Below are 24,850 nucleotides of genomic sequence, written 5' to 3'. Positions count from 1 at the left end.
TGCTCTGGGCGTACTCCCCGGGGAGTACGCCCAGAGCACGCCGACGGCACGTCCCGAGCGGGCCCGGAGCCGACCCGAAGCCCGCCGACGCCCGCGCGGGGCCGCCCTTCACCGGACGGCCCGCGCGGGGCGGACCGGCCGTCGCCTCAGTTCCCACCGGACCGGGCCAGGCTCCCCGTGTCCGCTGCGCCTTCCTCCCCCGGCCCCCCGGCCTCCCCCGCCGCCGAGGCCTCCGGTCGGGCCGGCGTCACCACCAGCCCGCCGTCCTCCACCGACGCGATCAGGGTGTCGCCCGGCTGCACACTGCCGTCCAGCAGCAGGTTGGAGACCCGGTTGTCCAGCTCCGACTGGATGGTCCGGCGCAGCGGACGCGCCCCGAACTCCGGCTGGTAACCCCGGTTGACCAGCCACTCCTTGGCCCCCTCGGTCACCTCAAGACCCACGTCCTGTGCCTTCAGCCGGCGCCGGCTGCGCTCCAGCAGCAGGTCGACCACCGAGAGCAGGTCCTTGCGGGTGAGCCCGTGGAAGACGATCACCTCGTCGATCCGGTTGAGGAACTCCGGCCGGAACTGCCCGCGCAGGTCCCGCATCAGGTCCTCGCGGATCTCGTCCACGTTGCCCGCGTGGTCCAGGATCCGCTGCGAGCCGATGTTGCTGGTCATGATGACCACGGTGTTGCGGAAGTCGACCGTGCGCCCCTGGGCGTCCGTCAGCCGCCCGTCGTCCAGCACCTGGAGCAGCAGGTTGAAGACGTCCGGGTGGGCCTTCTCCACCTCGTCGAAGAGCAGCACGCTGTACGGCTTGCGGCGGACCGCCTCGGTGAGCTGGCCCGCCTCCTCGTAGCCGACGTACCCGGGCGGGGAGCCGACCAGCCGGGAGACGGTGTGCTTCTCCTGGAACTCGCTCATGTCGAAGCGGATCATCCGGTCCGGGTCGCCGAACAGCAGCGCGGCCAGCGCCTTCGCCAGCTCGGTCTTGCCGACGCCGGTCGGCCCGAGGAACAGGAAGGATCCGGTCGGCCGCTCCGGGTCGCCCATCCCGGCCCGGCCGCGCCGCACCGCCTGGGCGACGGCCGTGACCGCCTGGTCCTGGCCGATCACCTTCCGGTGCAGGTGCTCCTCCAGCCTCAGCAGCCGCTCGCGCTCGGTCGCGTTGAGCTCGGCGACCGGGATGCCGGTGCGGCCCGACAGCACCTGGGCGATGTCCTGCGCGGTGACCGCGACGACCTCCTCGCGCGACCCGGCCATCGCGGCCAGCTCGTCCTCGGTCTGGCGCAGCTCGGTCTTCAGGTTCGCGGCCCGCACGAACTCCTCGTCCGCGACGGCCTCGTCCAGCTCCCGGCGCAGCTTGGTGATCCGGTCCTGCACCGGCATCACCTCGGTGGAGCCGCTCAGGCTGCGCAGCCGGACCCGCGCACCGGCCTGGTCGAGCAGGTCGATCGCCTTGTCCGGCAGGAAGCGGTCGCTGACGTACCGGTCGGAGAGCGTGGCGGCCGCGTCCAGCGCCTCGTCGGTGAACCGCACCTGGTGGTGCGCCTCGTACGCGTCGCGCAGCCCGTGCAGGATCTCGACCGTCTCCTCGACGCTCGGCTCGGGCACCAGCACCGGCTGGAAGCGGCGCTCCAGCGCGGCGTCCTTCTCCACGTGCCTGCGGTACTCGTCCAGGGTGGTCGCGCCGACCACGCTCAGCTCGCCGCGGGCCAGGGCGGGCTTGAGGATGTTGCCCGCGTCCATCGAGCCCTCGCCGCCACCGCCCGCGCCGACCACGGTGTGCAGCTCGTCCAGGAAGAGGATCACGCTCTTGTCGGCCGCCGTGACCTCGTCGATCACGGACTTCAGGCGCTCCTCGAACTCGCCCCGGTACTTGGAGCCCGCCACCAGCGCGGTGAGGTCGAGGGCGACCACCCGCTTCTCCTTGAGGCTCTGCGGGACGTCCCCGGAGACGATCCGCTGCGCCAGGCCCTCGACGATCGCGGTCTTGCCGACACCCGGCTCGCCGATCAGGACGGGGTTGTTCTTCGTCCGGCGGGAGAGGATCTCGACGGTCTGCTCGATCTCCTCGGCGCGGCCGACCACCGGGTCCAGCCGGCCCGCCCGGGCGTCCTCGGTGAGGTCGCGGCCGTACTCGTCCAGGGTGGGCGTCGAGCTCGACCGGGTACCCGCACCGCTGCGCTCGCCGCCGGTGCCGCGGCCCACCAGCGCCGTCCGCAGCGCCTCCGGCGAGGGCGCCGCGTTGCGCAGGGCCGATCCCGCGCCCGAGCGCTCCTCGTCCAGCAGTGCGCCGAGGATGTGCTCCGGCCCGATGTACGAGGCCCCGGCCGCCTGCGAACGGGCGTGCGCGGCAAGCAGTGCGCGCTTGGCGGACGGGGTGAGCGAGGGGCGCCCGTCCGGGGCCGCCGCGTCCCCGGTCGGCAGGGCCTTGCCCAGGTCCTCGGCGAGCTCGTCCGGGTCGATCCCGGCACGCTCCAGCATCCGGCGGGACGGCTCCACCCGGGTGGCGGCCCAGGCCAGGTGCGCGGTGTCCAGGTCGCTGCCCCCGTCCTCGGCGGCCCGCTGCGCGGCCAGCGCCAGCAGCTCCTGCGAGGACTCGCTCAGCAGCCGCCCGATCGGCACCCGCTGCACGGCGGGCGGGGAGGCCGTCGGGCTCATCCCGAAGAAGCGGCTGAGCAGATCCGAGAACGGATCGTTCGATCCGAACGGGGGCATCGTCACTGTGGATCACCTCTCCCAGGCGGTTTGGGCCCACACAAACACAGCCTGCAGCGGGCCGCCTGTCGGGACGGACCCGCCCGGGGAGCGTCGGACACACTCAGGCTCTAGAGCAGAAAGCCCGCCGGGAACGGGTCGTCCGGGTCGAGGAGGAACTGCGCCGTGCCGGTCAGCCAGGCGCGGCCGGTGATCGAGGGGATGACCGCGGGCCGCCCCGCCACCGCGGTCTCCTCCAGGACCGCGGCGGTGAAGCGGCTGCCGATGAAGGACTCGTTGACCAGGACGTCGCCGACGCCCGCCTCGCCTCGGGCGTGCAGCTGGGCGATCCGGGCGCTCGTCCCGGTTCCGCACGGGGAGCGGTCGAACCAGCCGGGGTGGATCGCCATCGCGTGCCGCGAGTGGCGGGCGGTCGAACCCGGTGCGACGAACTGGACGTGGTGGCAGCCGGCGATCTCGGGCACCTCCGGATGGACCGGGCGCACCTGCTCGTTGACGGCCTCCATGATCGCCAGTCCGGCGGTCAGGATGTCCGCTCCCGCCCGCCGGTCGAAGGGCAGGCCCACCTGGTCCAGCGGCAGGATGGCGTAGAAGTTGCCGCCGTAGGCGAGGTCCATCCGCAGCGGGCCGTACCCCGGCACCTCGACGAGGGCGTCCAGCCGGTCCACGAACGAGGGGACGTTGCGCAGCGTCACACTGCGGGCGGCGCCGTCCTCGACCTCGACCTCCGCCACGACGAGCCCGGCCGGGGTGTCCAGGCGGATCACCGTGCGGGGCTCGGTGACGGGCACCATGCCGGTCTCGACCAGGACGGTCGCCACGCCCATGGTGCCGTGGCCGCACATCGGCAGGCAGCCGGAGACCTCGACGAAGAGCACGCCCCAGTCCGCGTCCGGGCGGGTCGGCGACTGCAGGATCGCGCCGCTCATCGCGGAGTGGCCGCGCGGCTCGTACATCAGCAGGGTGCGCAGGTGGTCGAGGTGGTCCAGGAAGTAGCGGCGGCGCTCGGCCATGGTGGCGCCGGGGATCGTGCCGACGCCGCCGGTCACCACCCGGGTGGGCATGCCCTCGGTGTGGGATTCGACGGTGTGCAGGACGAGCCGGCTGCGCATGGGGGTTCTCCGGTGGTGCGGGGTCGGACGCCCGGCCGGGGCGGCGGGTGGCGGTCGCGGCCGGCGGTCGGTGGTAGGCGGTCAGTGGTAGGCGCGGGCCTGGAGTTCGAACAGTTCGCGGTACGGGCCGTGCTGCTGCATCAGCTCGGTGTGGCCGCCCGACTCGCGGACCGCGCCGTCCTCCAGCACCACGATCAGGTCGGCCTGACGGACGGTCGAGAACCGGTGCGAGGTGAACAGCACGATCGCGCCGTGCTCGCGCGCGGCCAGTTCGGCCGTGCGGTCGAAGCGGCGGAAGAGCGCGTGCTCGGCCGCCGCGTCGAGCGCGGCGGCGGGCTCGTCCAGCACCAGCAGCAGGGGATCGCGGCGGATCAGGCAGCGGGCGAGGCCCAGTGACTGCCACTGCCCGCCGGAGAGTTCGGCGCCGTCGCCGTAGGAGCGGCCCAACAGGCCGTCCAGGCCGTCGGGAACGGCGGCGAGCGCGCGGTCGGCGCCCGCCGAGGAGATCGCGGCCAGGACGGGCGCGTCCTCGGCCATCAGGTCGGCGGCGCCGACCCCGACGCTCTCCCGGAGCAGCAGTTCCAGCCGGGCGAAGTCCTGGAAGAGCGGGGCGACCCTGGCGCTCCACTCGGCGGCTGACAGCTCGTGCAGGTCCGTCCCGTCCACCAGGATCCGGCCCTCGGTCGGCCGGTAGAGGCCGCAGAGCAGCTTGACCAGGGTGCTCTTGCCCGCCCCGTTCTCACCGACCAGGGCGACGGTGGCCCCGGCCGGGATCAGCAGGTCGATGCCGCGCAGGGCCGGGCGGTCACCGCCCGGGTAGCGGAACCCGACGCCCTCCAGCCGGATGCCCCGCTCCAGTCGGGCGGGGGCCGGCAGAGCCGGGCCCGGGCGGGCGGGGGCGGCCTCGGCGTCCCCCTCCTCGGACCAGTTCCGCAGCTTCTCCAGCCGCTCGGCGGTGCGGCCCGCCCCCTGGAGGACGCCGAACAGCCCGACCACCCCGGAGACCTGCACCGCCACCTGCACCGCGAGGGCGATCACCAGCACCAGGTCCCCGACGGCGGACGTACCGGTGGCCGCCTGGGCGACCACGGTCAGGACGGCGCCTCCGTAGGCGAGCGCGAAGCAGAGCTGCCCGGCGGCCCGCAGCGCGGCCGCCCGGGCCTCGGCGCGGGCCAGGGTCCGCGAGACCGACCGCCAGTTCGCGGTGTAGTGCCGGACCAGCTCCCGGCCACCGCCCAGCAGCCGCAGCTCCATCACCGGCTGCGCGGTGGTGGCCAGCGCCAGGAGGTGCTGGCCCAGCCGGGTGCGCTCGGCGGACTCCTCGCGCGCGGCGTCCGACAGCTCCTGCGCGCGGCGGCCGAGCCGGACGGGGAGGACCGCGGCCAGCGGCAGCAGCGCCAGCCAGGGGTTGACGGAGCCGAGCAGCACCGTGGTGACGACGGTCTGCAGTGCCAGTCCGAGGAACTGCAGCAGCGCCTCCAGAGCGGCCCGGACCCGGGCGAGTTCGTCCCGCACCAGCGCCACCGTGTCGGCGAACCGGGGCCGGTCGGCGTGGGCGAGCCCGGGCACCCCGTTGGACACCGCGCACAGCTCGCGGTGCAGCCGGGCCTCCAGCTGCTCGCCGAGCTCGAAGTAGGAGAGGTGCGCGAAGTGGCCGAGCATCAGCTCGGCCAGCAGCAGCCCCGCGGCGGCCAGGGCGGCGGCCGTGGCGGCGCCGCCGTGGCCGGCGAGGGACTCGTCGGTGAGGCGGCGCAGTGCCAGCGCGATGCCGGGGGTGGCGAGGTATCCGAGCAGCAGGAGGACGGCCGACACCAGCAGTCGGCGACGGCCGTGTCGAAGGGCGAGTCCGCCCAGCAGCCGGGCGGCGCGCAGCATCAGGCTCATCGGGCGGACTCCAGGGTCGGCGGTGCGGTTTCCCCGGGCACGGCCTCGGGCGCGGCATCGGGCACGGTCCCGGCCTCGGCCTCAGCCTCGGCCTCGCCGAAGCGGGCGGCCTGGAGCCGGAACAGCCGGGCGTACTCGCCGTCCCGGGGCAGCAGTTCCCCGTGGGTGCCGCGCTCGGCGACCCGGCCGCCGTCCAGCACGACGATGTGGTCCGCCCGTCGCACGGTGGAGAAGCGGTGCGAGATGACGACACTGGTCAGGCCCTCGGTGAGGGTCAGGAAGCGGTCGAAGAACTCGCTCTCGGCGCGCACGTCGAGCTGGGCGGTGGGCTCGTCCAGCACGAGCACCCGGGCGCCCGCCTCGACGGCGTAGAACGCCCTGGCCAGCGCGATGCGCTGCCACTGGCCGCCGGAGAGGTCCTGCCCGCCCGTGTAGCGCTGGGAGAGCACGGTGTCCAGGCCCTGCGGGAGGCCTTCGATCAGCGCCCGGGCGTCCGCCCGGTCGATCGCGGCGTCCAGAGCGGCGGCCAGGGCGGCGGCCGACAGCCCCTCGGCGAGGTGGGGCGCGCCCATGGTGATGTTCCGACGCGCGGTCAGTTCGTAGCGGATGTAGTCCTGGAAGATCACCGCGAGCCGGCTCTGCCAGGCGTCGGCGGCGATCGTCCGCAGGTCCACGCCGTCGACGGTGACCCGGCCGGAGTCCGGCTCGTAGAGCTTGGTGAGCAGTTTGACCAGGGTGGTCTTGCCCGCGCCGTTGAGGCCCACGATGGCGGTGGACCGGCCGGCCGGGAGGTCGAGGTCGAGGCCGTCGAGGACGGTGCGGCCGCTGCGCGGGTAGCCGAATCCGACCTTCTCGAAGCGGATGGCGGCCGTCGGCTCGGCGGCGGGTTCCACCGCCGCCCTCCCCTCGGGGACCGGTGCGGCGGACCGGGCGGTGGCCGACCCGGTCTGCCGCTCGAAGTCGCGGAGCGCGTGGAAGGCCTGGAGCCCGAACTGGGTCTGGGCGTCGCTGTCGGGGAAGTAGACGCCGAAGCGCATCGGCACCAGGGCGGTCTGGAGGGCCAGCGCGAGTCCGAAGAGCCCCGGTTCACCGTCGAGGGCCTGCCGGACCACGGCCAGCAGCAGCACGACCGCGCCTGCCAGCCCGGCGGCGGTGAACCAGAGGAACGGGGCGAACAGCAGCCGCCGCCGGGCCTTCCAGAGCGTTCGCAGGAAGAGGTCGCTCCGCGCGTCGTGCCGGGCGGCCAGCCAGTCGAAGATGCCCAGGATGCGGATCTCCTTGGCCGCCGACGGGCCTGATCCGAGCTCCCGCAGGTAGGCCAACTCCCGCCGCCGGGCACCGAGGCCGCGCCACATGTCGGCGAACCGGGCGAGCGAGCCGCGCTGGCCGAACCGGACCAGCAGGGCGGTCGCCCCGGCGGCCAGGGCCGGCCAGGGGCCCAGCACCAACGCCAGCAGTACCACCGCGCCCGCCAGTTGGCCGTACCGCGCGACCAGGGCCAGCAGGCCCGCGACCGCGTCGCCGGGCGTCAGCGTGGTGCGCTGGAAGGCCTCGCGGGCGTTCCCGAGCAGGGTGAGGACGGCCGGATCCTCCAACGCGGCGATGTCCGCCCCGGCCAGCGAGGCGGACATCATCCGCCCGGCGCAGTGGACGTCGACCCGGCGGACGACCACCCTGGCCAGGTACTGCTGGAAGGGGGCGAGGAGCTGCTGGAGCACGAGCGCCGCGACCCCCAGCGCGAACGGGGTGAGCAGGCCGCTCCAGTCCCGGTCGGACGGGTCGAGCGCGGCGGGCACCCGGGAGATCACCTCGGCCATGCCGACCACGAAGCCCAGCGGCAGCAGCCCGAGCACCAGGTTGAACAGCGCCGTCGCGGCGACCGTCGCCCGGCCGGCGGCCGGCATCAGCCCCAGGATGGGCAGCCACTGCCCGGTGCGGCGCGCCAGGAACGCGCGCAACGGGGTGGCGGTTGCTTCGGGCACAGGAGCCCCTTCGTGGTCGGGCGGGTCGGCGGGCCTGCGGTGCGAAAGGCCTGCGGGTAGGCGGACCTTCGGGGAGGCGGACCCGCGGTCTGCGAGAGGTTCGGCCACGACGCCTTCCGGCCCGAACGGCGCCACGCCGCTCCCCCGGTCCCGCCCGGGGTCCGGGGTCCGGGGTCCGGGGTCCGTCCCAGCGGTCGCGGAGCGGGGTGGGCCTCGTTTCAGGGCCCCCGCGGTACGGGCGGTGCGGCGCCGGCCGGCCGCTCACCCGAGGTCGGGGGGATCGCCGGACGGCAGCACCGAGCCACGGACGCTAGCAGCGCGCCGACGAGGTTGTCCAGACCAATCGCAGGCCCCGTCGAACACCCTGACCAGGCCGTTCGACACCCCATTTCCGGTTCATCGGATGGCAGTTGAAAGATCGAAAGGCTTTGACCTATGTTTCCCAGCGCCGACCGACCAGGCGTCGGCCGACGGCCCGACCGACAGTCGGCGCGACGGTCGGCGCGATGTTCGGCGCGACCGACGACGGACCCCAGGAGGCCCCGCGTGACCATCCCGGCCGAGGGCCCATCCCCGGCGCGGATCATCGCTCCGCTGCTCCGCATTCCGCATTCCCAGCGGGTCTTCCGACTGCCGCCGTCCGCACTGAAGCGGGGCTACGGAATGACCGGGGAGATCGTCGACCAGCTCGTCGGTCTCGGCCTTCCGCACCTGGCCACCCCCGAGGGCCCGCTCTTCGACGAGGACGACATCGCCTCGGTGTCGCTCTACCTCCGGCTGCCCTCCGCCAGGCGCGGCGTGATGACCTACTGGGTCCGCGCGCTGCGCCGCCTCGGCACCGCCGGGGCACCGCCCGTCCACCGGGTCGACGTCGCCGCCGGCTGCCCCGATCCCGGGCACGAGGGCGCCTGCCGGTACACGCTCGCGCTCGACGACGGACCGCCGCGCGCCCAGGACGCCCACCGGGACGCCACCGAGCCGCTGGCCTCCCTCGTCGTCCGGGCGGCGGGCCGGCCCCGGGAGCTCCCCGCCGCGGTCCGCGAGGTGCTGCGCGTCTTCCAGGACATCGACTACTACCTGCTGCCCGGGACGGCCGCCGCCGAGCCGGGACTCATGCAGCGCACCGGGATCGGGGACTGCATCCTGATGGCCCGGGCACTGGTGGAGGAGGCCCTCGACCGCGGCATGGACGCCCGCGTCGCGTCCGGGCTCATCGTCGCCGTCCCGTTCTCCTCCGCCCACACCTGGGCGGAGTTCCAGGTGGCCGGCGAGTGGCTGCCGGTCGACCCGCTGCTGCCCAAGGCGCTCTCCGCCTGGGGGGTGCCGGGCGCCGCCGAGTGGCCGCCGACGCTGTCCCCGGTCGGCCTGTTCCACCGGCTCGGCGGGCAGCCCCGTCAGCTGGTCACCCACGGCGGGGAGCCCTGCGGGTTCTCGCTGCGCACCAGGGAGGAAGCCGCTTGAGGCAGCTTCACGAGGTGCTCGCCCGGCAGGCCGCGGCGACGCCCGGGGCCCCCGCGGTGGAGGACGCCGACGGCGGGTACAGCTACCGCGAACTGCTGCTGGCCGCCGAATCCGTGGCGGACCAGCTGACCCGCAACGGCGTGGCGCAGGGCGACCGCGTCCTGCTGCACGGCGCCAACTCCCGCGCCCTCGCGGCCGCCGTCTACGGCTGCTCCCGGGCCGGCGCCGTGTTCGTCCCGCTGCACCCGGGCATCCGGCCGGCCCAGCTGGCGCACATCGCCCGGGACTGCACCCCCGTGCTCGCCCTCGTCGATCCGGAGCTGTCACCGACCCACCGCGACTCCGGGGTGCCCGTCCTCGCACTGGGCGCGCCGCCGGCGCCGCCCAGTGCGGCCGCCCGGTCCGGCCCGCCGGAGCCCCGGTACGACCCGGACCGCCCCGCCGCGCTGATCTACACCTCGGGGAGCACCGGTGCGCCCAAGGCCGTGGTGTCCCCGCACGCCCCGATGCTGTTCGCCGCGCGGGCGATCGCCGAACGGCTCGGCTACCGCGGCGACGACACCGTGTTCTGCGCACTGCCGTTCTCGTTCGACTACGGGCTCTACCAGTTGCTGCTGTCGACCCTCGCGGGCGCCCGACTGGTGCTCCCGCCGCCCTCGGACACCGGGCCGCGCCTGCTGAAGGCGCTCACCGCCTGCGGCGCCACCGTCCTGCCGCTGGTGCCCAGCATGGCCGCCGCCCTCGTGCAGCTGGTCGGCCGGGCGGGGCAGCCGCCGGACGGGGTGCGCCTGGTGACCAGCACCGGCGCCGCGTTCACCGAACCACTGGCCGACGCCCTGCGGCGGGCCCTGCCCGAGGCCGGGCTCGCCCTGATGTACGGCCTGACCGAGTGCAAGCGGGTCTCGATCCTGACGCCCGCCGAGCTCGACCTGCGGCCGGGTTCGGTCGGCCGCCCGCTCACCGGGACGGACTGCCAGGTGGTGAACGCCGAGGGCCGTGCGGCGGCGCCCGGCGAGGAGGGGGAGATCGTGGTCCGCGGACCGCATCTGATGGCCGGCTACTGGCGCGCCCCGGAACTGACGGCCGCCCGGTTCCCCACCGGGCCGGACGGCACGGCCGAGCTGCGCACCGGCGACTTCGGCTGGATGGACGAGGACGGCTACCTCTACGTGAAGGGCCGCACCGACGACATCTACAAGCAGAACGGGTTCCGGGTCGGCGCGATCGAGGTCGAGCGGTCCGCGCTGGCCGTCCCCGGCGTCGCCCAGGCGGCCGTCCTCCCCCCGTCGGGCACCAGGCCGGCCTGTCTGTTCCTGGTGACCGGCCGCACCCTGGCGGAGTTCGTCCACGGCCTGGGCGACCACCTGGAGCAGTACAAGGTGCCGCCGCTGATCCGCATCGTGGCCGGGCTGCCGCTCACGGCGCACGGAAAGGTCGACCGCGGTCGGCTGGCCGCCCTGCTGGACGGCGGCCCGTGACCGGGCGGCGGCCGCCGCCCGGTCCGTCCCGACGTGCCAACTTTCCTTGATCGATGAGCCGTTGCCCCCGGTCGCGGCTGAGGATATGGTCCTTCCCGGCCGCGACTGGCGAACAGTGGAGCACCACAGGGGAGCGGCCCCCACACGGAGCCGACGTCGATCGCCTGGGCGTCTTCCCCAGTTGTCCCGTCATCTGAGGAGACCCACGTGGACATGCGCTACGGCATCAACCCCCAGCAGGCGGCGGCGCGGGCCGTCCCGGTGAACCCCGACCGCCTGCCGCTGCGGGTCCTGCAGGGCCGGCCCTCGTACATCAACCTGCTGGACGCCCTCAACTCCTGGCAGCTGGTGCGCGAGGCCGCCGGCACCCTCGACCGGCCGGCCGCCGCCTCCTTCAAGCACGTCTCCCCGGCCGGCGCCGCGCTGGCGGGCGGGATCGACGAGGCGACCGCCCGGCTGTACGGCGTGGACGCCGACTCGGTGGGCGAGCTCACCAGCGCCTACCTCCGGGCCAGGGACGCCGACCCCAAGTCCTCCTACGGCGACTTCGTGGCCGTCTCCCACGAGGTGGACGTCGAACTGGCCGAACTGCTCGCCAGGGTCGTCTCGGACGGCATCGTCGCCCCCGGCTACGCCCCGGGCGCGACGGAGATCCTGGCGAAGAAGAAGAACGGCCGCTTCCTGGTGATGGAGGCGGACCCGGCCTTCGAGCCCCCGGAGCAGGAGAACCGCGACGTCTTCGGCCTGCGCCTCACCCAGGACCGCGACACCACCGCGCTCACCCCCGACCTGCTGGCGGACGTCCAGGTCGGCACCCTGCCCGAGCAGGCCAGGACCGACCTGCTGCTCGGCCTCGCGGTGCTGCGCTACACCCAGTCCAACTCGGTCTGCTACGTGCGGGACGGCATGGCCCTGGGCATCGGGGCGGGCCAGCAGTCGCGGGTGGACTGCACCCGGCTCGCGGGCGCCAAGGTGGACACCTGGTGGCTGCGCCGGCACCCGCTCGTGCAGGGCCTCGCGTTCCGGCCCGAGGTCCGCCGCCAGGACCGGGTGAACTGGCAGATCCGCTTCATCGAGGGCGATCTGACGGCGGACGAGCGCGCGCGCTTCCACGAGGCGGTCGAGGTGGAGCCCGGTGCGCTCGGCCCGGCCGAGCGGGCCGACTGGCTCGCCCGGCTGAGCGGCGTGTCCTTCGTCTCGGACGGCTCGCTGCCGTTCCGCGACAACGTCGACCACGCCCGTCGGCACGGGGTCACCAGCATCGCCGAGCCCGGCGGGTCCATCCGGTCCGGCGAGGTCGAGGACGCCTGCCGGGAGCACGGCATCGCCCTGGCCAGGACCGGCCTGCGGCTGTTCCACCACTGATCCGACCGGCCACGCCACCGGGGCGCCGCGCACTCCCGCGCGGCGCCCCGGTGGCGTTTCAGGGCCGGTCCGACCGGCCGCCCCGAAGCTCGACGCCGATGGCAAACCCCCTGGTTCCAGCGCGAGTTGGCGCGGCGCTGGACGCCCACCGGCCTGTACTTGAACAGCCGATCCGATTACCTTGATCAAATGGGCGGTGGCCGTTGCCCCACGAGGCCGGCCGCCCCCTCGCGGCCCGCCCGGGGCCTGCACCCGACGCGCCGCGTCCGGGCCGCCCCATCGGTCGGCGGGACCTCCCCGCCCCCCAGTGACGCCACACCGTGACCCGCCCGCCGGTTCCCACCGGTCGGCCGATCGCGCCCATCCGCCTGCCCGCCCATCCGCCTGCCCGCGCAGTCGCCCATCCCCGGAGAGACCCGTGACCGCCACCGCCCCCACCGACCCCACCGACCCCGCCGCGCCGGCCGTACCGGCCGCCTGGCAGCAGCAGGACAACGCCCTGGTTCGGGTCTTCGAACCGTCGACCTTCCCCGAACTCCTCGCCACGGTAAGCCGCGTGGAGCAGGTCGCGGAGGCCGCCAACCACCACCCCGACATCGAGATCCGCTGGCGCCCGCCGGTCCGCACCCCGCAGGACGACCCCGCCGTGAAGCTGCCGGCCGTGCTCTCGCTGACCTTCCGCTGCAACACCCACACCCTCGGCGCGGTCACCGCGGCGGACGCGGCCCTGGCCGCGTCCATCGAGACCGCCCTGACCCCCGCCGGCTGAGCCCGCCGACCGAGTCCGAGAGGAGAACGCACCGTGTCCGCAGGAACCACCACCACCGTCGGCCCCCTGGACATCCACTGGGGGAGCCGCACGTACATCCTGGCCATCATCAACGCCACCCCCGACTCCTTCAGCGGCGACGGCGTCTACGCCACCCCGGCCGCCGAGGCCCAGGCGATCAGGATCGCGGCCAGGGCGCTGGCCGACGGCGCCGACGTGGTCGACATCGGCGGCGTGCCCACCTTCCCCGGGGCCGCCCCGGTCCCGTGGGAGGAGGAGCGCGCCCGGGTCGCCCCGATCGTGCGGGCCGTCAGCGCCGAGGTCCCGGTCGCCGTCTCCGTCGACACCTGCCAGGCCAGGGTCGCCGAGGCCGCCCTCGACGCCGGCGCCCACATGATCAACAGCTGCTGGGGGCTGCGCACCACCGACGGCGGCTGGAACGCCGACCTCGCCAAGGTGGTGGCCGAGCGGGAGGTCCCGCTCGTCCTGACCCACAACCGCAGGTCGGTCGCCGTCACCGGGCCCAACGGCGGCTACTGGCTGGACGCCGGCTACCGGGACGTGCTCGCCGAGGTGATGGCCGACCTGCGCGAGCAGCTCGCCTACGCCCAGGAGCAGGGCATCGCCGCCGACCGGCTGATCGCCGACTTCGGCCTCGGCATGGGCAAGGCGCCCGCGCAGAACCTCGTGCTCTTCCGGAACCTCGCCGCCATGCGCGAACTCGGTGCCCCGGCCCTGCTGTCGCACTCGCGGAAGAACTTCATCGGCGAGGTCGTCGGCGGCACCCCGGCCGAGCGCGACGGCGCCACCGTCGCCACCACCGGCCTCGGCATCGCCGCCGGGGTCGACATGCTGCGCATCCACAACGTGCCGCTGAACAAGCAGGCCGCCCTGATGTGCGACCGGCTGCTGCGCGCGCAGCCCACCCCCGCGGGCTGAGCACCCGCCACGTCCGGGCCGCCAGGCCCCCTGCCCCGAGAGGAACCCATGCCTGCCGCTGGAACAGCCGAACCGACGGTCATCCCGGCCGTCCCCGAGCAGCACATCCACGTCGCCCGGGGCGGCGCCGCCCCCGACCTGGCAGCGGCGGAGGAGGCCGCCGGGCACTTCCTCGCCGCCCTCGGCGTGCCGACCGACTCGGAGAGCCTGCGCAACACCCCGCGCCGGATGGCGAAGGCGTACGCGGAGCTCTTCACCCCCCGCCCGTTCGACCTCACCACGTTCCCCAACGACGAGGGCTACGACGAACTGGTCCTGGCCCGGCGCATCCCGCTGCGCTCGGTCTGCGAGCACCACCTGCTGCCGTTCGTCGGCGTCGCCCACGTCGGCTACCTGCCGAAGGACCGGATCCTCGGCCTCTCCAAACTGGCCCGCGTGGTGGAGCACTTCGCGTGCCGCCCGCAGGTCCAGGAGCGGCTCACCAAGCAGATCGCCGACTGGCTCGACACCCGCCTCGCCCCCAAGGGCGTGGGCGTGGTCATCGAGGCGGAGCACACCTGCATGACCCTGCGCGGCGTCCGCGCCGGCGGCACCGACACGGTGACCTCGACCCTGCTCGGCACCCTGCGCGACGACGCGCGGTCGCGCCAGGAGTTCCTGGCGCTGACGCAGCGCTGACGGCAGCACCGACGCAGCACCGATGCGGCACCGACGCAGCACCGGCGCGGCACCGACGCAGCACCGACCATCCGCCGAACCGGCCGCAAGCCGCCGCGTCCGGCCCACCACGAGGGGTCCTCCGACATGACCACCGCACTGGACTACACGAGCATGTTCCGGCTGGACGGCCGCCGGGCCGTCGTCCTCGGCGCCGGCAGCGGCATCGGCCGGGAGGCCGCCCTGGCGCTGGCCGCCCAGGGGGCGGAGGTGATCTGCGCCGACCTCGACCCGGCCTCGGCCGAGCAGACCGCGAAGGAGGCCGGACCGGCGGCCCGCCCGCTGGAGCTGGACGTCCTGGACCGGCCGGCGCTGACCCGCGCGGCGGAGCTGCTCGGCGACGTCGACGTCCTGGTGCTCACCGCCGGCACCCACGTCCGCAAGCGCCTGCTCGACTACTCCGCCGAGGAGTTCGACCGGGTCGTCACGCTCAACCTCCGGGGGGCCTTCGACGTCATCCGGGCCTTCGGCGGCCCGATGGCGGCCCGGGGAAGCGGCAGCATCATCGGGTTCTCCTCGATGCGCGCGGTGGCCCTCGAACCCGGCCAGGGCGTCTACTCGGCGAGCAAGGCCGGGGTGGCCCAGCTGCTGCGGGCCGCGGCGACCGAGTTCGGGCCGAGCGGGGTGCGGGTCAACGCGATCGCCCCCGGCATCGTGGAGACGCCGCTCACCGCGCAGATCATGGCCGAGCCCGACTGGTACCGGGCGTACGCCGAGAAGAGCGTGCTCAACCGCTGGGCCCGCCCGGAGGAGATCGCCGGCGCCGTGGTCTACCTCGCCTCGGACGCGTCGACCTTCGTCACCGGCGCGGTGCTCGCGGTCGACGGCGGGTGGACCGCCGCCGACGGGCGCTTCGAACCGCCGTCCAAGTGACCGGACCGAGGTCCGGCCGTACCGAGCTCCAGGAGAACCGATGGACGTCGTCCCGGGCGCGAACAGCGCCGAACCCGAGGTCGAGGCGCTGGCCGGCCTGGTGCCCCTGCTGCGCCGGCACGCCGCCGAGACCGAGCGGCACCGCCGCCTCGTCCCCGCCGTGGTGGACGCCCTCACCACGGCGGGGCTGTTCGGCCTGGCCGTCCCCGAGCGCCACGGCGGGCGGCAGGCCGGCCTCCCCACCCAGGTGCGGGCGCTCGCCGAGCTGGGCCGGGGGTGCGCCTCCACGTCCTGGACGGCGTCCATCTACCTCACCGGCTGCTGGCTGACCGGCCTGTTCCCCGACCGGGTGGCGGCGGAGGTGTTCGCCGTCCCGGCCGCCCGGATCTCGGTGAGCCTCAGCCCCACCGGCGTCCTGGCGGACGGACCGGGCGGCCCCCGGCTGACCGGCCGCTGGGGGTTCAACACCGGTGTGCCGGACGCCCACTGGGACATCCTGGGGGCGCTTCGGCAGGCCCCCGACGGCACCCGCGAACACGTCCTGGTGCTGGTGCCCACCGCCGATCTGTCGGTCCACGACGACTGGTACGCCTCCGGCCTGCAGGGCACCGGGAGCAACACCGTCGAGTGCGCGGACCTGGCCGTGCCGGCCGAGCGGGTGCTGCCCTTCCCGGTCGGTACGACGCTGCCCGGCGGCGACCCGCAGGCCGCCCCCGCCGCACCCCGGTACGAGGTCTTCCCGCTGTTCTCGACCCTCAACGTCGGCACGCCGCTCGGCATCGCCCGGGCGGCGGCCGAGTTCCTGGTCGAGCGGGCCCCCGGCCGGCAGATCACCTTCAGCCCGTACCCGGACCAGAGCCTCGCCCCGCTGACCCACCGCCAGCTCGGCGAGGTCGGCCTCAAGCTGCGGCTGGCCGGGCTGCTGGCCGACGACCTGGCGGAGCGCACCGAGCGGCTGGGCGCCGCGCACACCGCGCACGCGCTCGCCGAGCGCGCCGCGGCCCGGTCGTCCGCCGCGTACGTCGCCAGGCTCTGCCACGAGGCCGTCGAGATCGTCTGCTCGGCGAGCGGCGCCTCCTCCATCCGGTCCGAGGTGCCCGTGCAGCGGATGCGGCGCGACATCCAGGCCCTGTGCCTGCACGCGGCGCTCAACCCGGACACCGCGCTGGAGCTCCAGGGCCGGATAGCCCTCGGCCTGGACCCGCAGAGCAACTTCCTCTGACGCCGCTTGCGCCGACGCCGCGCGCCCGACCTTCATCCACCCCGCTCAGGAGGCGGCTTTGACCATCCCGACACCCGCCGCGTCCCCGGACGCCGTCGCCCAGTACCACGAGACCGGCTGGTACCCGGCCGGGTTCGCGCTCGACCGCGACTCGGTGGCCGCCGTCCGCGGCCGGATCACCGAACTCGGCGGCCGGCGCCGCCCCGAGGTCGTGCACGAGAAGCAGGGCGGGAGCACCCGGGCCGTCCACGGCTGCCACACCTGGGACGAGCTGTGCGCCGCGCTGGTCCGGCTGCCGGAGCTGGTCGGCCTGGCCGAGTCGCTGCTCGGCGGACCGGTCTACGTCTACCAGTTCAAGGTCAACTTCAAGCAGCCGTACGAGGGCGCCGCATGGCCGTGGCACCAGGACTACGCGTTCTGGCGCGAGGAGGACGGCATGCCCCGGCCCGACGCGGTGAACATCGCCATCGCGCTGGACGACGCCCACGAGGGCAACGGGCCGCTGACCGTGATCCCCCGGTCCCACCGGCTCGGCCTGCTGGACCTGCCCGAGCCGACCGCCCGCTCGGGCGACTGGCGCGACCACGTGTCCGCGGACCTCGCGTACACCGTCTCCCCCGACCTGGCCGCCCGGCTCGGCGCCGAGCACGGCACCGAGCTGCTGGTCGGCCCGGCCGGCACGGTGCACGCCTTCCACCCGAGCATCGTCCACTCCTCGACCGACAACCTCTCGCCCGACCGCAGGGCGCTCCTGCTCATCACCTACAACGCGGTGGCCAACGCCCCGGCCGCACCGACCAGGCCGGAGTTCCTGGTGGCGCGCGACACCGCCCCCGTGGTGCCCGCGGCCGACGCCCGGCTCACCCTGCGCCGGGCCGGGTGACGGCATGACCGCACCGACGGCGCGCCCGTCCGCGCCCACCCGGGTCGACCTGCTGCGGCGCAGCGCGGCGCAGCGGCCCGACCACGTGGTGCTGGCGACGGTGGACGGCCCCGAGCTGACCTACGCCGAGTGGGACGCCCGGTCGGACGCGCTCGCCCGCCACCTGTCCGACCACGGCGCCGCCCCGGGCGGCCGGATCGCACTGGTCTTCCCCGAGGACCAGTGGGTGTCGTTCGCCTGCTGGCACGCGGCGGCGCTCAAGGCCGGCGCCACGGTGCTGCCGGTGTCGGCCCGCTTCACCGCCGCCGAGATCGCCGGGCTGATCGCCGCCGTCCGGCCCTCGCACGTGGTCTGCGCCGAACGGCCCGACGCCCTCACCGGGGACGCGGTCTGGCTGGACAGCGCCACCGTCCCGGCCGCGGACGGGCCCGCGCCGCCGCGGGTGCCGGTGGCCGAGGTGTCCGAACTCGTCTGCACCTCGGGCACCACCGGGCGCCCGAAGATCATCGCGTGCTCGGAGGCCAACCTGCTCGCCCCGCTCGCCGTCGACCAGGCCTCCGGTCTGGTCGTCCCCACCGGGGCCGAGCGCTCGCTGCACTCCACGGTGATCGGCACCGCCGGCGGCCAGCGCATCCTGAACGGCGCCTACATCGGCGGCGGGAGCAGCTACATCGCGCTGCCGGACCCGGCCCCGCGCCGCCTGCTGGAGGCCGTCGACCGGTACCGCCCCGACCGGATCGGGCTGGTGCCCGCCTCGGCGGCCGCCCTCGTGGCGGCCGACACCGGCGGCTACCGCCTCGACAGCGTGCGCGTGGTGACCGTCTCCACCGCGGCCGCCACCGCCGCCCTGCTGACCGCCGTCCAGCGGCTCTTCCCGCTCGCCGGGGTCCTCCGGATGTACGGGGCCACCGAGATCCTCCCGGCCGGCGCGGCGATGCTGTTCGACCCCGCGCGGCCCGAGGCCGTGGGCGCCCCGGTCGGCCGGACCCTGGTCTCGATCCGCGACGAGGACTTCGCCGAACTGCCGCCGGGCGCCACCGGCCTGGTCTGGCTGCGGTACGCCGGGGCTCCGGCGCGCCGGCTGTGGGTGTCCCCCGAGGACGTCCGGGACCTCGACCGGGAGGGCTGGCTGTGGGCCGGTGACCTCGGGTCCGTGGACGCCGACGGACTGCTGCGGATCGACGGCCGGGCCGACGACGTGCTGAACGTCGCCGGCATGCGGGTCTCACCGGGCGAGATCGAGGCCGTGCTGGCCGGGCACCCGGCCGTCGCGGACCTCGCCGTCCACGGCGAGCCGGACGGCGCGGCCGGTGACCGGGTCACCGCCGTGGTGGTCGCCCGCCGACCGGTGGAGGCCGCCGAGCTGCGCCGGTTCGCCGCGCAGCGGCTGGCCCGGCACAAGGTCCCCTCGGTGGTGCGGTTCGTCCCGGACCTGCCGCGCGGGGCCACCGGCAAGGTGCGGCGGCACCTGCTGGCCGCTGTGCCGACCGCGCCCACCGCGCCCGCCGCCGGGCCGGCCGCGCCGGGCCCGGCGGCCTTCCTGCGCGCGGTCTGGGCCGAGCACACCACCGACGACCCGGGCGTGGACGCCGGCTTCTTCGACCTCGGCGGCACCTCGGTCGGCGCCATGCTGATGCTGACCCGGATCGAGGAGGAGTTCGCGGTCGAGCTGCCCGCCGAGGCCCTCTACACCCACCCCACCCTGGCCGGGTTCACCCGGTTGGTGGCAGAACTCACCGAGGGCGCGGCACCGCTCCCCCCGGCGACAGGAGAAGAGCCGTGCTGAACCCCGAAGCGGGCGACGCGGTAAGCCCCCAGGACCTCTACGACGCCGTCCTGGCCTCCTCGCGGCCCCGCCACTGGGACGAGGAGTTCGACCTGGAACGGGTCCGCCGGCTGATGGCGGTCCTGGGCGACCCCCACCGCGGGCTCCCGGTGGTCCACGTCGGCGGCACCGCCGGCAAGGGGTCCACGGCCCGCATGATCGCCGAGATGCTCCAGGCCGGCGGGTACCGGGTCGGCCTCTCCACCAAGCCGCACCTGCGGAGCCTGACCGAGCGCTTCCTCGTCGACGGCCGGGCGATCGGCGCGGGCGAGCTGATGGACCGCGCCCGGGCGCTCGGGCGCCTGGTCGACGGCATCGGGCCCACCTGGTTCGAGTCGGTCTCCGCCCTCGCCCTGCGCTACTTCGCCGACGCCGAGGTCGACGTGGCGGTGGTCGAGGTGGGCATGGGAGGCACCACCGACGCGACCAACGTGGTCGAACCGCTGGTCAGCGTAGTGACCAACGTGGGTGACGACCACGTCGACATGCTGGGCGGCAGCCTGCTCACGGTCGCCGGGCACAAGGCCGGCATCATCAAGCCCGGTGCCGTCGCCGTGAGCGGGGTGACCCGGCCCGAGCTGGCCGAGGTGATCAGGGCGCGGGCCGCCGAGACGGGCTCGCCGCTGCTGGAACTCGGGCGGGACTTCACCGCGGAGATCGAGTCCGTCGACACCGAGGGCACCGGCTGGCGGCTCTCCGGCGCGGGCGGCGACCGGTCCGGCCTGCGGCTGCGCGCCCGCGGCCGCCACCAGGTCTCCAACGCGGCCCTCGCGGTGACCGCCGTCGAGGCCCTCGGCTCCCGGGGCCTGCCGGTCGCCGAGGCACACTGGCGCAAGGCCCTGGCCGAGGTGACCGTCCCCGGGCGGCTGGAGACCGTCCGGCGCGCACCGGAGGTCGTCCTGGACGGCGCCCACTGCCCGCCGAAGCTGGAGGCCCTGGCCCAGGCGCTCGGCGAGGTGTACGCGGGCCGCCGCAGGATCGGGGTGCTCGCCCTGGCCCCCGGGCGGGACGGCGAGCGCTCCCTGGGGCTGGTGGCCGACACCTTCGACGTCGTGGTCGCCACCGGCTACCAGGCCCACACCGAGTTCGGCGCGATCTCCGGGCGCTCCACCGGGGAGATCGCGGAGATCCTCGGCCGCCTGCGCCCCGACCTGCCCGTCCACCAGGCCGCCGAGCCGTGGGACGCCTACCGGTTGGCCCTCTCGCTCGCCGGCGAGCACGACCTGATCTGTGTGACCGGGTCCTTCAACCTGGTCGGCGCGGTGCGCAACCGGCTGCTGGCGGACTGAGCGGACCCCGCGTCGGCAGAAGACCCGGCCGCCCCCTCCGTCCTGGACGGAGGGGGCGGCCGGGTCTTCTGGGCGCTCGCCGGGTACTTCCGTCAGGGCGCCCCGACGGCCGCCGACACGATCACCCGCTCGACCGCGAGCAGCAGTTCCTCCGTCCGTTCCCTGGGCAGGTAGTGCAGGTCGACCAGGGCGTGGTGGACGTCGACGCCGTCCGACTCCTGCGCCCAGTACCAGAGTTTGACCTCCTGGCGGGGCCGCGGACCGTCCCACACCACCTCGGTGCGCGGGCGGAGGTCGGAGATCTCCCGCGCGGCGGCGGCCTGCGTGCGCGCGGGCCGCATGTCGTTGAAGCCGCAGGACAACTCGATCTCCGCCACGCCGCGTTCGGCGCTCACCGCGGCCCGCAGCGCGGACAGCTCCACCGGGTCGCACTGCGCCCTGCGGTAGGCCCGCAGCGCGGCCTGGCCGGTGTCGCGGACCACCTCGGGGAAGCCCCGGTCGCGGGTGGGGACCAGCGTGACGCAGCTGCCGAGGGCGATGCCCACGAGGTCGCGCAGCTCGGGGAACCCGCGGTTCGACGCGATCAGCTTGACCGGGACCTCCGCCCGCCCGGTGACGGCGCCGAGCACCACGTTCAGAGCCGCCATCAGCACGGTGGTGCTGCTGACCCCGAGCCGGTCGGCCAGTGTTCCGGTGGCGAGCGTCAGCGCCGGCGAGACCATGGTGACCTGGCCGAACCGGTCCGGATCGGTGTCGGCCACCGGGGTGCCGGCAGGCGGGGTACCGGCAGGCGGGTCGAAGATGCTGACGGGCGCCGCGCGCAGGACCTGCTCCCAGTAGCCGAGCGCGGCCGCGGAGCGCTGCCGCAGCCGCGGGGTCGCCTCGGCGGCCGCCTGGTCGAAGTGCTGGTGGTGCACGGGGGCCAACCCGGCGGGGGTGGTCCGGCCGTGCAGCAGCGCGTCCAGTTCCTCCGTCAGCAGGACGAGGCCCGAGTAGTCCAGGGTCACGTGGGACACCACCAGCACCAGGTACCGGGGCCTCCCCCCGTGCTCCAGGACGGCGAGCCGCAGCGGCAGTTCCTCGGTCAGCTCGAACCGCTCGGCCCGGAGGCGGTCGCACAGCCGGGTGGCGGCCCGCGCCGGATCCGGTGCCGAGGTGCGGTAGACGGGCACCAGGAGCTCCTCGGCGTCGGCGAGCCGCTGGACCGGTCCGCCACCGGCGTCGACCGGGTAGCGGGTGCGCAGGCTCTCGTGCCGGGTCACCACCGCGCCGACGGCCTCGACCACCTCCGGCAGCCCGCAGTCCGGCGGAACGGCCAGCACCTTGCCCTGGTTGAAGTGGTGGTCGTGCGGCTTCATCCACTCCGTGTCGTTCCACTGCAGGCGCTGGGCCCAGGTGAGGGGCGCGGTGCCCGAGCGCCGGCCGCCGACCGGGATCCGGACCACCTGGGCCCGGGTGACGTCCTCGTTCACGACTGCGGGGTCGCCAGGCTCGTCATCGCCGCCCAGAGCGCGCCGGGGGTAGCGAAGTTCTCGGGCGTGAGCATCGCGTCCGGGATGGTCGTCTCCAGGGCGTCCTCCAGTCCGATCAGCAGCTGCACCGTCGCCAGCGAGTCCAGGCCGAGCGCCGTCAACTGGGCTTCGGGAAGCAGGTGTTGATCGGCCTCCAGTAGGGGGAGGTGCTCCCGGAGTACCTGCTCGAACTGCGGTGTCCATTCGGTGGGCACGGTCTTGCTCCGCTCTGGTGGTGGTGGTCCGACGGCCTGGTGACCGCCGGCCCCGCCTGTCGGCCGTCAGCCGGACGCCGCGCTCCCGAGGAGCCGGACCTCCCGGTCGACCAGGCACAGCGTTCCGGTCGCGGTCAGCAGGCGGTCGTTGGAGTAGTTGAGGCTCGCCGACCGCAGGTCGCGCAGGTGGCGCTCCAGCGGGACGGGAGAGTCCGCCCGGTAGCCGAGCCCGAGTCCGGCCAGCTCCACACACCGGTCGGCCGCGCGGTGGCACAGCTCCGCGGCCAGCACCTTCAGGGTGTTGAGATGGATCTGCACCGAGATCTCGGCGGGGTCCGTGCCCAGGGCGCGGCAGCGCGAGACCTCCTCCTCGCTCTGGCGCAGATAGGCGCCGACCGTCTCCAGGTCCATCCGGATCCTGGCCAGCCGCTCGGCGACCAGGTCGGACTTCAGGTCCAGGGAGGACGGACGCACCGGCGAGCGCAGCACCGTGATGAGCTCGGCCAGCGCCTGCCGGGCCGCGCCGAGCCAGCAGGCCGACCAGCCGATGTGGCCGAGCGGGGCGAAGCCGGAGACCGCCACCTTCGCGAACTCCCCTCTGGTGCCGACGATCTGATGCGGCGCCACCACGGCGGACAGCCGCAGCGCGACGCTGTGGGTGCCCCGCATGCCCAGCGGGTTCCAGTCGCCGCCGACCTGGATGTCGGCCTGGCCGCGCTCGACGTAGACCAGGGTGACCTGCCGCGGCGAGGCCTCCGGCGCGTCGCGCATCGTGACCAGGAAGCCGTCCGCCACCGCGCCGCCGGTGACGATGGGCGCGTCCCGCTCGACGACGAGGCCGTCCACGGTCTCCCGCAGCGGGGCGGCGCTGGTCAGCAGATGGCCGCCGGTCTGCTTCTCCGAGGTGATCGAGCCGAGGTAGACCTCGCCCGCCGCGATCCTGGGCAACAGGTCCGCGCGCAGCTCGGCGGTGCCGAACCGGACGACGGCGTCGACCTGTTGGCAGTGCATCGCCCAGATCATCGCGGTGGACAGGCAGGCCGAGGCCAGGATCCCGGCCACCTCGACGAGGTCGGCGAGCCCGCCGCCCAGTCCGCCCTGGGCGACCGGGACGAGCAGCCCCATCAGGCCGCTGCCGCGCAGGGCCGCCAGGGCCTCGGCGGGGAAGCGCGCCTCGGTGTCCACCGCGCGGGCGTGCTCGGCGATCACCGGGAGGATCCCGCGCGCCCGGTCCGCCGGCGAGGCGGCCCGCTCCGGGCCGAACGGGTGCGCGTCCCGCCGCAGTTCGAGCAGCGTGGCGGACACCACCCGGTCGTCGAGGACGGCGACCTCGGCGGGCGCGGGCCGGGAGAGGAAGCCGATCAGGCTGGCGGTCAGGCCGTACGCACCGGTGTTCGGGATGGCGAGCAGGTCGCCCGGCGCCGGGCAGGGCAGCACGGCGTCGTGCGCGAGGGTGTCGCTCGGGGTGCAGAGCGGTCCGACCAGCGTCACCCGCCGCTCCGCCGCGGGGTCCGGGTCGGGGCCGTCGGCCGTCACCGCCCTGGCCCGGACCGGCGGCAGCCTGCGCAGGCCCGCGAGGCCCCCGAGGGTGTTCACGCCTGCGTCGAGCACCACGAAGGTCTTTCCCTTGCTCTCCTTCACGTCGGTGACGCTGGTGAGCAGTTGCCCGCAGGAGCCGCTGAGGTAGCGGCCCGACTCGAAGGCCACCTCCGGGGCGCCGTCGCGCCACCCGGCGAACCGCCGGTCGAGCTCCTCCTCCAGGGCTCCCCGCAGCAGCGGGTAGTCGGGCCGCTCGCCGGGGACGGCGTACGGGTGCGCGAACCCGCCGCCGAGGTCGAGCAGCCGCACCGGGATCCCGTGCTCGGACCGCAGGAGCGCCGCGGTGCGCACGCTCGCCACCAGCTCCCGGATCAGTCCGGCCTCGTCCCCGGCGTTGGTCAGGGCGAACAGGTGCAGGCCGACCAGTTCGACGTTCGGGACCTCCGCGACGGCGCCGGCCCAGTCGGCCGCGGCGTCGAGGTCGAACCCGAACTGCGAGGCGGTGCCGGTCATCCGCAGCCCGGCGGACCCGGCGCCGGTGGTCCCGTTGATCCGCAGCAGGCACTGCGCCGTCACCCCGTGCCGCTCGGCCGCCGCGCCGATCCGCCGCAGGTCGTCGAGCGACTCGGCGGAGTAGCAGGTGACGCCGGAGCGCATGGCGTGCGCCAGTTCGGCGGCGGTCTTCCCGGGCCCCGTGTACAGGCAGTCGGACCCGGCGTGGCCCGCGAGCAGCGCCGCGTCCAGTTCGCCCGCCGAGCTGACCTCGGCGCGGCAGCCGGCCGACCGCAGGGTGCGCACGACGTCCGGGTGGGGGTTGGCCTTGAGCGAGTAGAACAGGGTGGCACCGGTCGGCAGCCGGTCGCGCAGCGCGGCGGCGGCCTCGGTGGCCCGGGCCAGGTCGTAGACGTAGAGCGGGCTGCCGAACTGTTCGACCAGCGTGGTCGCCTTCATCGCTTCTGGTTCCTCACGGTTGCGGGCGACCGCTTCCGGTCGGTCCTGTGACAGGGGGGCGGCAGCTCCTCGATCAGCGCCCAAGTCCCGGTCGCCCAAGCCCCGGCCGCGCGGCCGCCCAGCTGCCCGG

At 75.0% G+C, this 24,850-nt stretch carries 18 protein-coding genes and 1 riboswitch; of the genes, 11 read left to right on the top strand and 7 right to left on the bottom strand.

Annotated elements, in window-relative coordinates:
• Positions 1-146: 146 nt before the first annotated feature.
• From ACIGZJ_RS00955 to ACIGZJ_RS00940, 4 genes are all read right to left on the bottom strand, one after another.
• Positions 147-2,705 carry an ATP-dependent Clp protease ATP-binding subunit gene (locus tag ACIGZJ_RS00955; protein ID WP_396455736.1) on the bottom strand — a complete coding sequence of 853 codons (2,559 nt, stop codon included), beginning with the start codon at positions 2,703-2,705 and terminating at the stop codon, positions 147-149.
• 110 nt (positions 2,706-2,815) lie between these two features.
• Positions 2,816-3,817, bottom strand: coding sequence for a proline racemase family protein (locus tag ACIGZJ_RS00950; RefSeq protein ID WP_396455304.1), 1,002 nt, complete (start codon positions 3,815-3,817; stop codon positions 2,816-2,818).
• Between the two features lie 81 nt (positions 3,818-3,898).
• The gene (locus tag ACIGZJ_RS00945) at positions 3,899-5,701 is read right to left on the bottom strand and encodes an ATP-binding cassette domain-containing protein (RefSeq protein ID WP_396455303.1); all 1,803 of its coding nucleotides are present in this window, start codon (positions 5,699-5,701) and stop codon (positions 3,899-3,901) included.
• Positions 5,698-7,683, bottom strand: a complete 1,986-nt coding sequence (locus tag ACIGZJ_RS00940; protein ID WP_396455302.1) for an ABC transporter ATP-binding protein — start codon at positions 7,681-7,683, stop codon at positions 5,698-5,700. The genes ACIGZJ_RS00945 and ACIGZJ_RS00940 overlap by 4 nt, the downstream gene beginning before the upstream one ends.
• A 546-nt stretch (positions 7,684-8,229) precedes the next feature.
• Here ACIGZJ_RS00940 and ACIGZJ_RS00935 point away from each other — a divergent pair.
• The 11 genes from ACIGZJ_RS00935 (at position 8,230) to ACIGZJ_RS00885 (ending at position 20,504) form a co-directional block, all read left to right on the top strand.
• Positions 8,230-9,144: a transglutaminase domain-containing protein gene (locus ACIGZJ_RS00935; protein ID WP_396455301.1), complete on the top strand. Its 915-nt coding sequence runs from the start codon at positions 8,230-8,232 to the stop codon at positions 9,142-9,144.
• On the top strand, positions 9,141-10,622 hold the full coding sequence (locus tag ACIGZJ_RS00930) for a class I adenylate-forming enzyme family protein (protein WP_396455300.1): 1,482 nt from the start codon (positions 9,141-9,143) through the stop codon (positions 10,620-10,622). The genes ACIGZJ_RS00935 and ACIGZJ_RS00930 overlap by 4 nt, the downstream gene beginning before the upstream one ends.
• Before the next feature lie 91 nt (positions 10,623-10,713).
• A riboswitch (ZMP/ZTP riboswitch) is annotated at positions 10,714-10,799 on the top strand.
• Entirely contained in the window at positions 10,782-11,987 is a 1,206-nt protein-coding gene (locus ACIGZJ_RS00925) for a phosphoribosylaminoimidazolecarboxamide formyltransferase (protein WP_396455735.1), read from the top strand. It overlaps the preceding riboswitch by 18 nt.
• A gap of 418 nt (positions 11,988-12,405) precedes the next feature.
• A complete protein-coding gene (locus tag ACIGZJ_RS00920) occupies positions 12,406-12,756 on the top strand; it encodes a 4a-hydroxytetrahydrobiopterin dehydratase (RefSeq protein ID WP_396455299.1) in 351 nt (116 codons plus the stop codon).
• Positions 12,757-12,789: 33 nt separating this feature from the next.
• The gene (gene folP / locus ACIGZJ_RS00915; RefSeq protein ID WP_392927320.1) at positions 12,790-13,695 is read left to right on the top strand and encodes a dihydropteroate synthase; all 906 of its coding nucleotides are present in this window, start codon (positions 12,790-12,792) and stop codon (positions 13,693-13,695) included.
• Positions 13,696-13,743: 48 nt separating this feature from the next.
• The gene (folE, locus tag ACIGZJ_RS00910) at positions 13,744-14,373 is read left to right on the top strand and encodes a GTP cyclohydrolase I FolE (protein ID WP_396455298.1); all 630 of its coding nucleotides are present in this window, start codon (positions 13,744-13,746) and stop codon (positions 14,371-14,373) included.
• A 126-nt stretch (positions 14,374-14,499) separates the two neighbouring features.
• Positions 14,500-15,285, top strand: coding sequence for an SDR family NAD(P)-dependent oxidoreductase (locus ACIGZJ_RS00905; protein WP_396455297.1), 786 nt, complete (start codon positions 14,500-14,502; stop codon positions 15,283-15,285).
• Positions 15,286-15,325: 40 nt separating this feature from the next.
• Positions 15,326-16,507 carry an acyl-CoA dehydrogenase family protein gene (locus ACIGZJ_RS00900; RefSeq protein WP_396455296.1) on the top strand — a complete coding sequence of 394 codons (1,182 nt, stop codon included), beginning with the start codon at positions 15,326-15,328 and terminating at the stop codon, positions 16,505-16,507.
• Positions 16,508-16,565: 58 nt separating this feature from the next.
• The gene (locus ACIGZJ_RS00895) at positions 16,566-17,390 is read left to right on the top strand and encodes a phytanoyl-CoA dioxygenase family protein (protein ID WP_396455295.1); all 825 of its coding nucleotides are present in this window, start codon (positions 16,566-16,568) and stop codon (positions 17,388-17,390) included.
• Positions 17,391-17,394: 4 nt separating this feature from the next.
• Positions 17,395-19,176: an AMP-binding protein gene (locus ACIGZJ_RS00890; protein WP_396455294.1), complete on the top strand. Its 1,782-nt coding sequence runs from the start codon at positions 17,395-17,397 to the stop codon at positions 19,174-19,176.
• Positions 19,170-20,504 carry a bifunctional folylpolyglutamate synthase/dihydrofolate synthase gene (locus ACIGZJ_RS00885; RefSeq protein WP_396455293.1) on the top strand — a complete coding sequence of 445 codons (1,335 nt, stop codon included), beginning with the start codon at positions 19,170-19,172 and terminating at the stop codon, positions 20,502-20,504. Before ACIGZJ_RS00890 ends, ACIGZJ_RS00885 begins: the two co-directional genes overlap by 7 nt.
• A 92-nt stretch (positions 20,505-20,596) precedes the next feature.
• Here the strand turns inward: ACIGZJ_RS00885 and ACIGZJ_RS00880 are convergent, their stop codons facing one another.
• The 3 genes from ACIGZJ_RS00880 to ACIGZJ_RS00870 form a co-directional block, all read right to left on the bottom strand.
• Positions 20,597-21,976 (bottom strand): condensation domain-containing protein, encoded by a 1,380-nt coding sequence (locus tag ACIGZJ_RS00880; protein WP_396455292.1) that lies wholly within the window; start codon positions 21,974-21,976, stop codon positions 20,597-20,599.
• Positions 21,973-22,230, bottom strand: a complete 258-nt coding sequence (locus tag ACIGZJ_RS00875) for a phosphopantetheine-binding protein (protein ID WP_396455291.1) — start codon at positions 22,228-22,230, stop codon at positions 21,973-21,975. The genes ACIGZJ_RS00880 and ACIGZJ_RS00875 overlap by 4 nt, the downstream gene beginning before the upstream one ends.
• 66 nt (positions 22,231-22,296) lie before the next feature.
• Complete coding sequence (locus ACIGZJ_RS00870; protein ID WP_396455290.1) at positions 22,297-24,720, bottom strand: acyl-CoA dehydrogenase family protein; 2,424 nt, start codon at positions 24,718-24,720, stop codon at positions 22,297-22,299.
• Positions 24,721-24,850: the final 130 nt, after the last annotated feature.

It is taken from the genome of Kitasatospora sp. NPDC052868, assembly GCF_044547105.1.
Lineage (GTDB): Bacteria > Actinomycetota > Actinomycetes > Streptomycetales > Streptomycetaceae > Kitasatospora.
The sequence above is the reverse complement of the archived record's forward strand: the minus strand, read 5'-3'. Positions and strand labels throughout refer to the sequence as shown.

Excerpts from the sequence above, each read along its gene's own strand:
- ACIGZJ_RS00955 (WP_396455736.1), bottom strand. The coding sequence starts at position 2,705 with ATGCCCCCGTTCGGATCGAACGATCCGTTCTCGGATCTGCTCAGCCGC.
- ACIGZJ_RS00950 (WP_396455304.1), bottom strand. The coding sequence starts at position 3,817 with ATGCGCAGCCGGCTCGTCCTGCACACCGTCGAATCCCACACCGAGGGC.
- ACIGZJ_RS00945 (WP_396455303.1), bottom strand. The coding sequence starts at position 5,701 with ATGAGCCTGATGCTGCGCGCCGCCCGGCTGCTGGGCGGACTCGCCCTT.
- folE (WP_396455298.1), top strand. The coding sequence starts at position 13,744 with ATGCCTGCCGCTGGAACAGCCGAACCGACGGTCATCCCGGCCGTCCCC.
- ACIGZJ_RS00905 (WP_396455297.1), top strand. The coding sequence starts at position 14,500 with ATGACCACCGCACTGGACTACACGAGCATGTTCCGGCTGGACGGCCGC.
- ACIGZJ_RS00900 (WP_396455296.1), top strand. The coding sequence starts at position 15,326 with ATGGACGTCGTCCCGGGCGCGAACAGCGCCGAACCCGAGGTCGAGGCG.
- ACIGZJ_RS00890 (WP_396455294.1), top strand. The coding sequence starts at position 17,395 with ATGACCGCACCGACGGCGCGCCCGTCCGCGCCCACCCGGGTCGACCTG.
- ACIGZJ_RS00870 (WP_396455290.1), bottom strand. The coding sequence starts at position 24,720 with ATGAAGGCGACCACGCTGGTCGAACAGTTCGGCAGCCCGCTCTACGTC.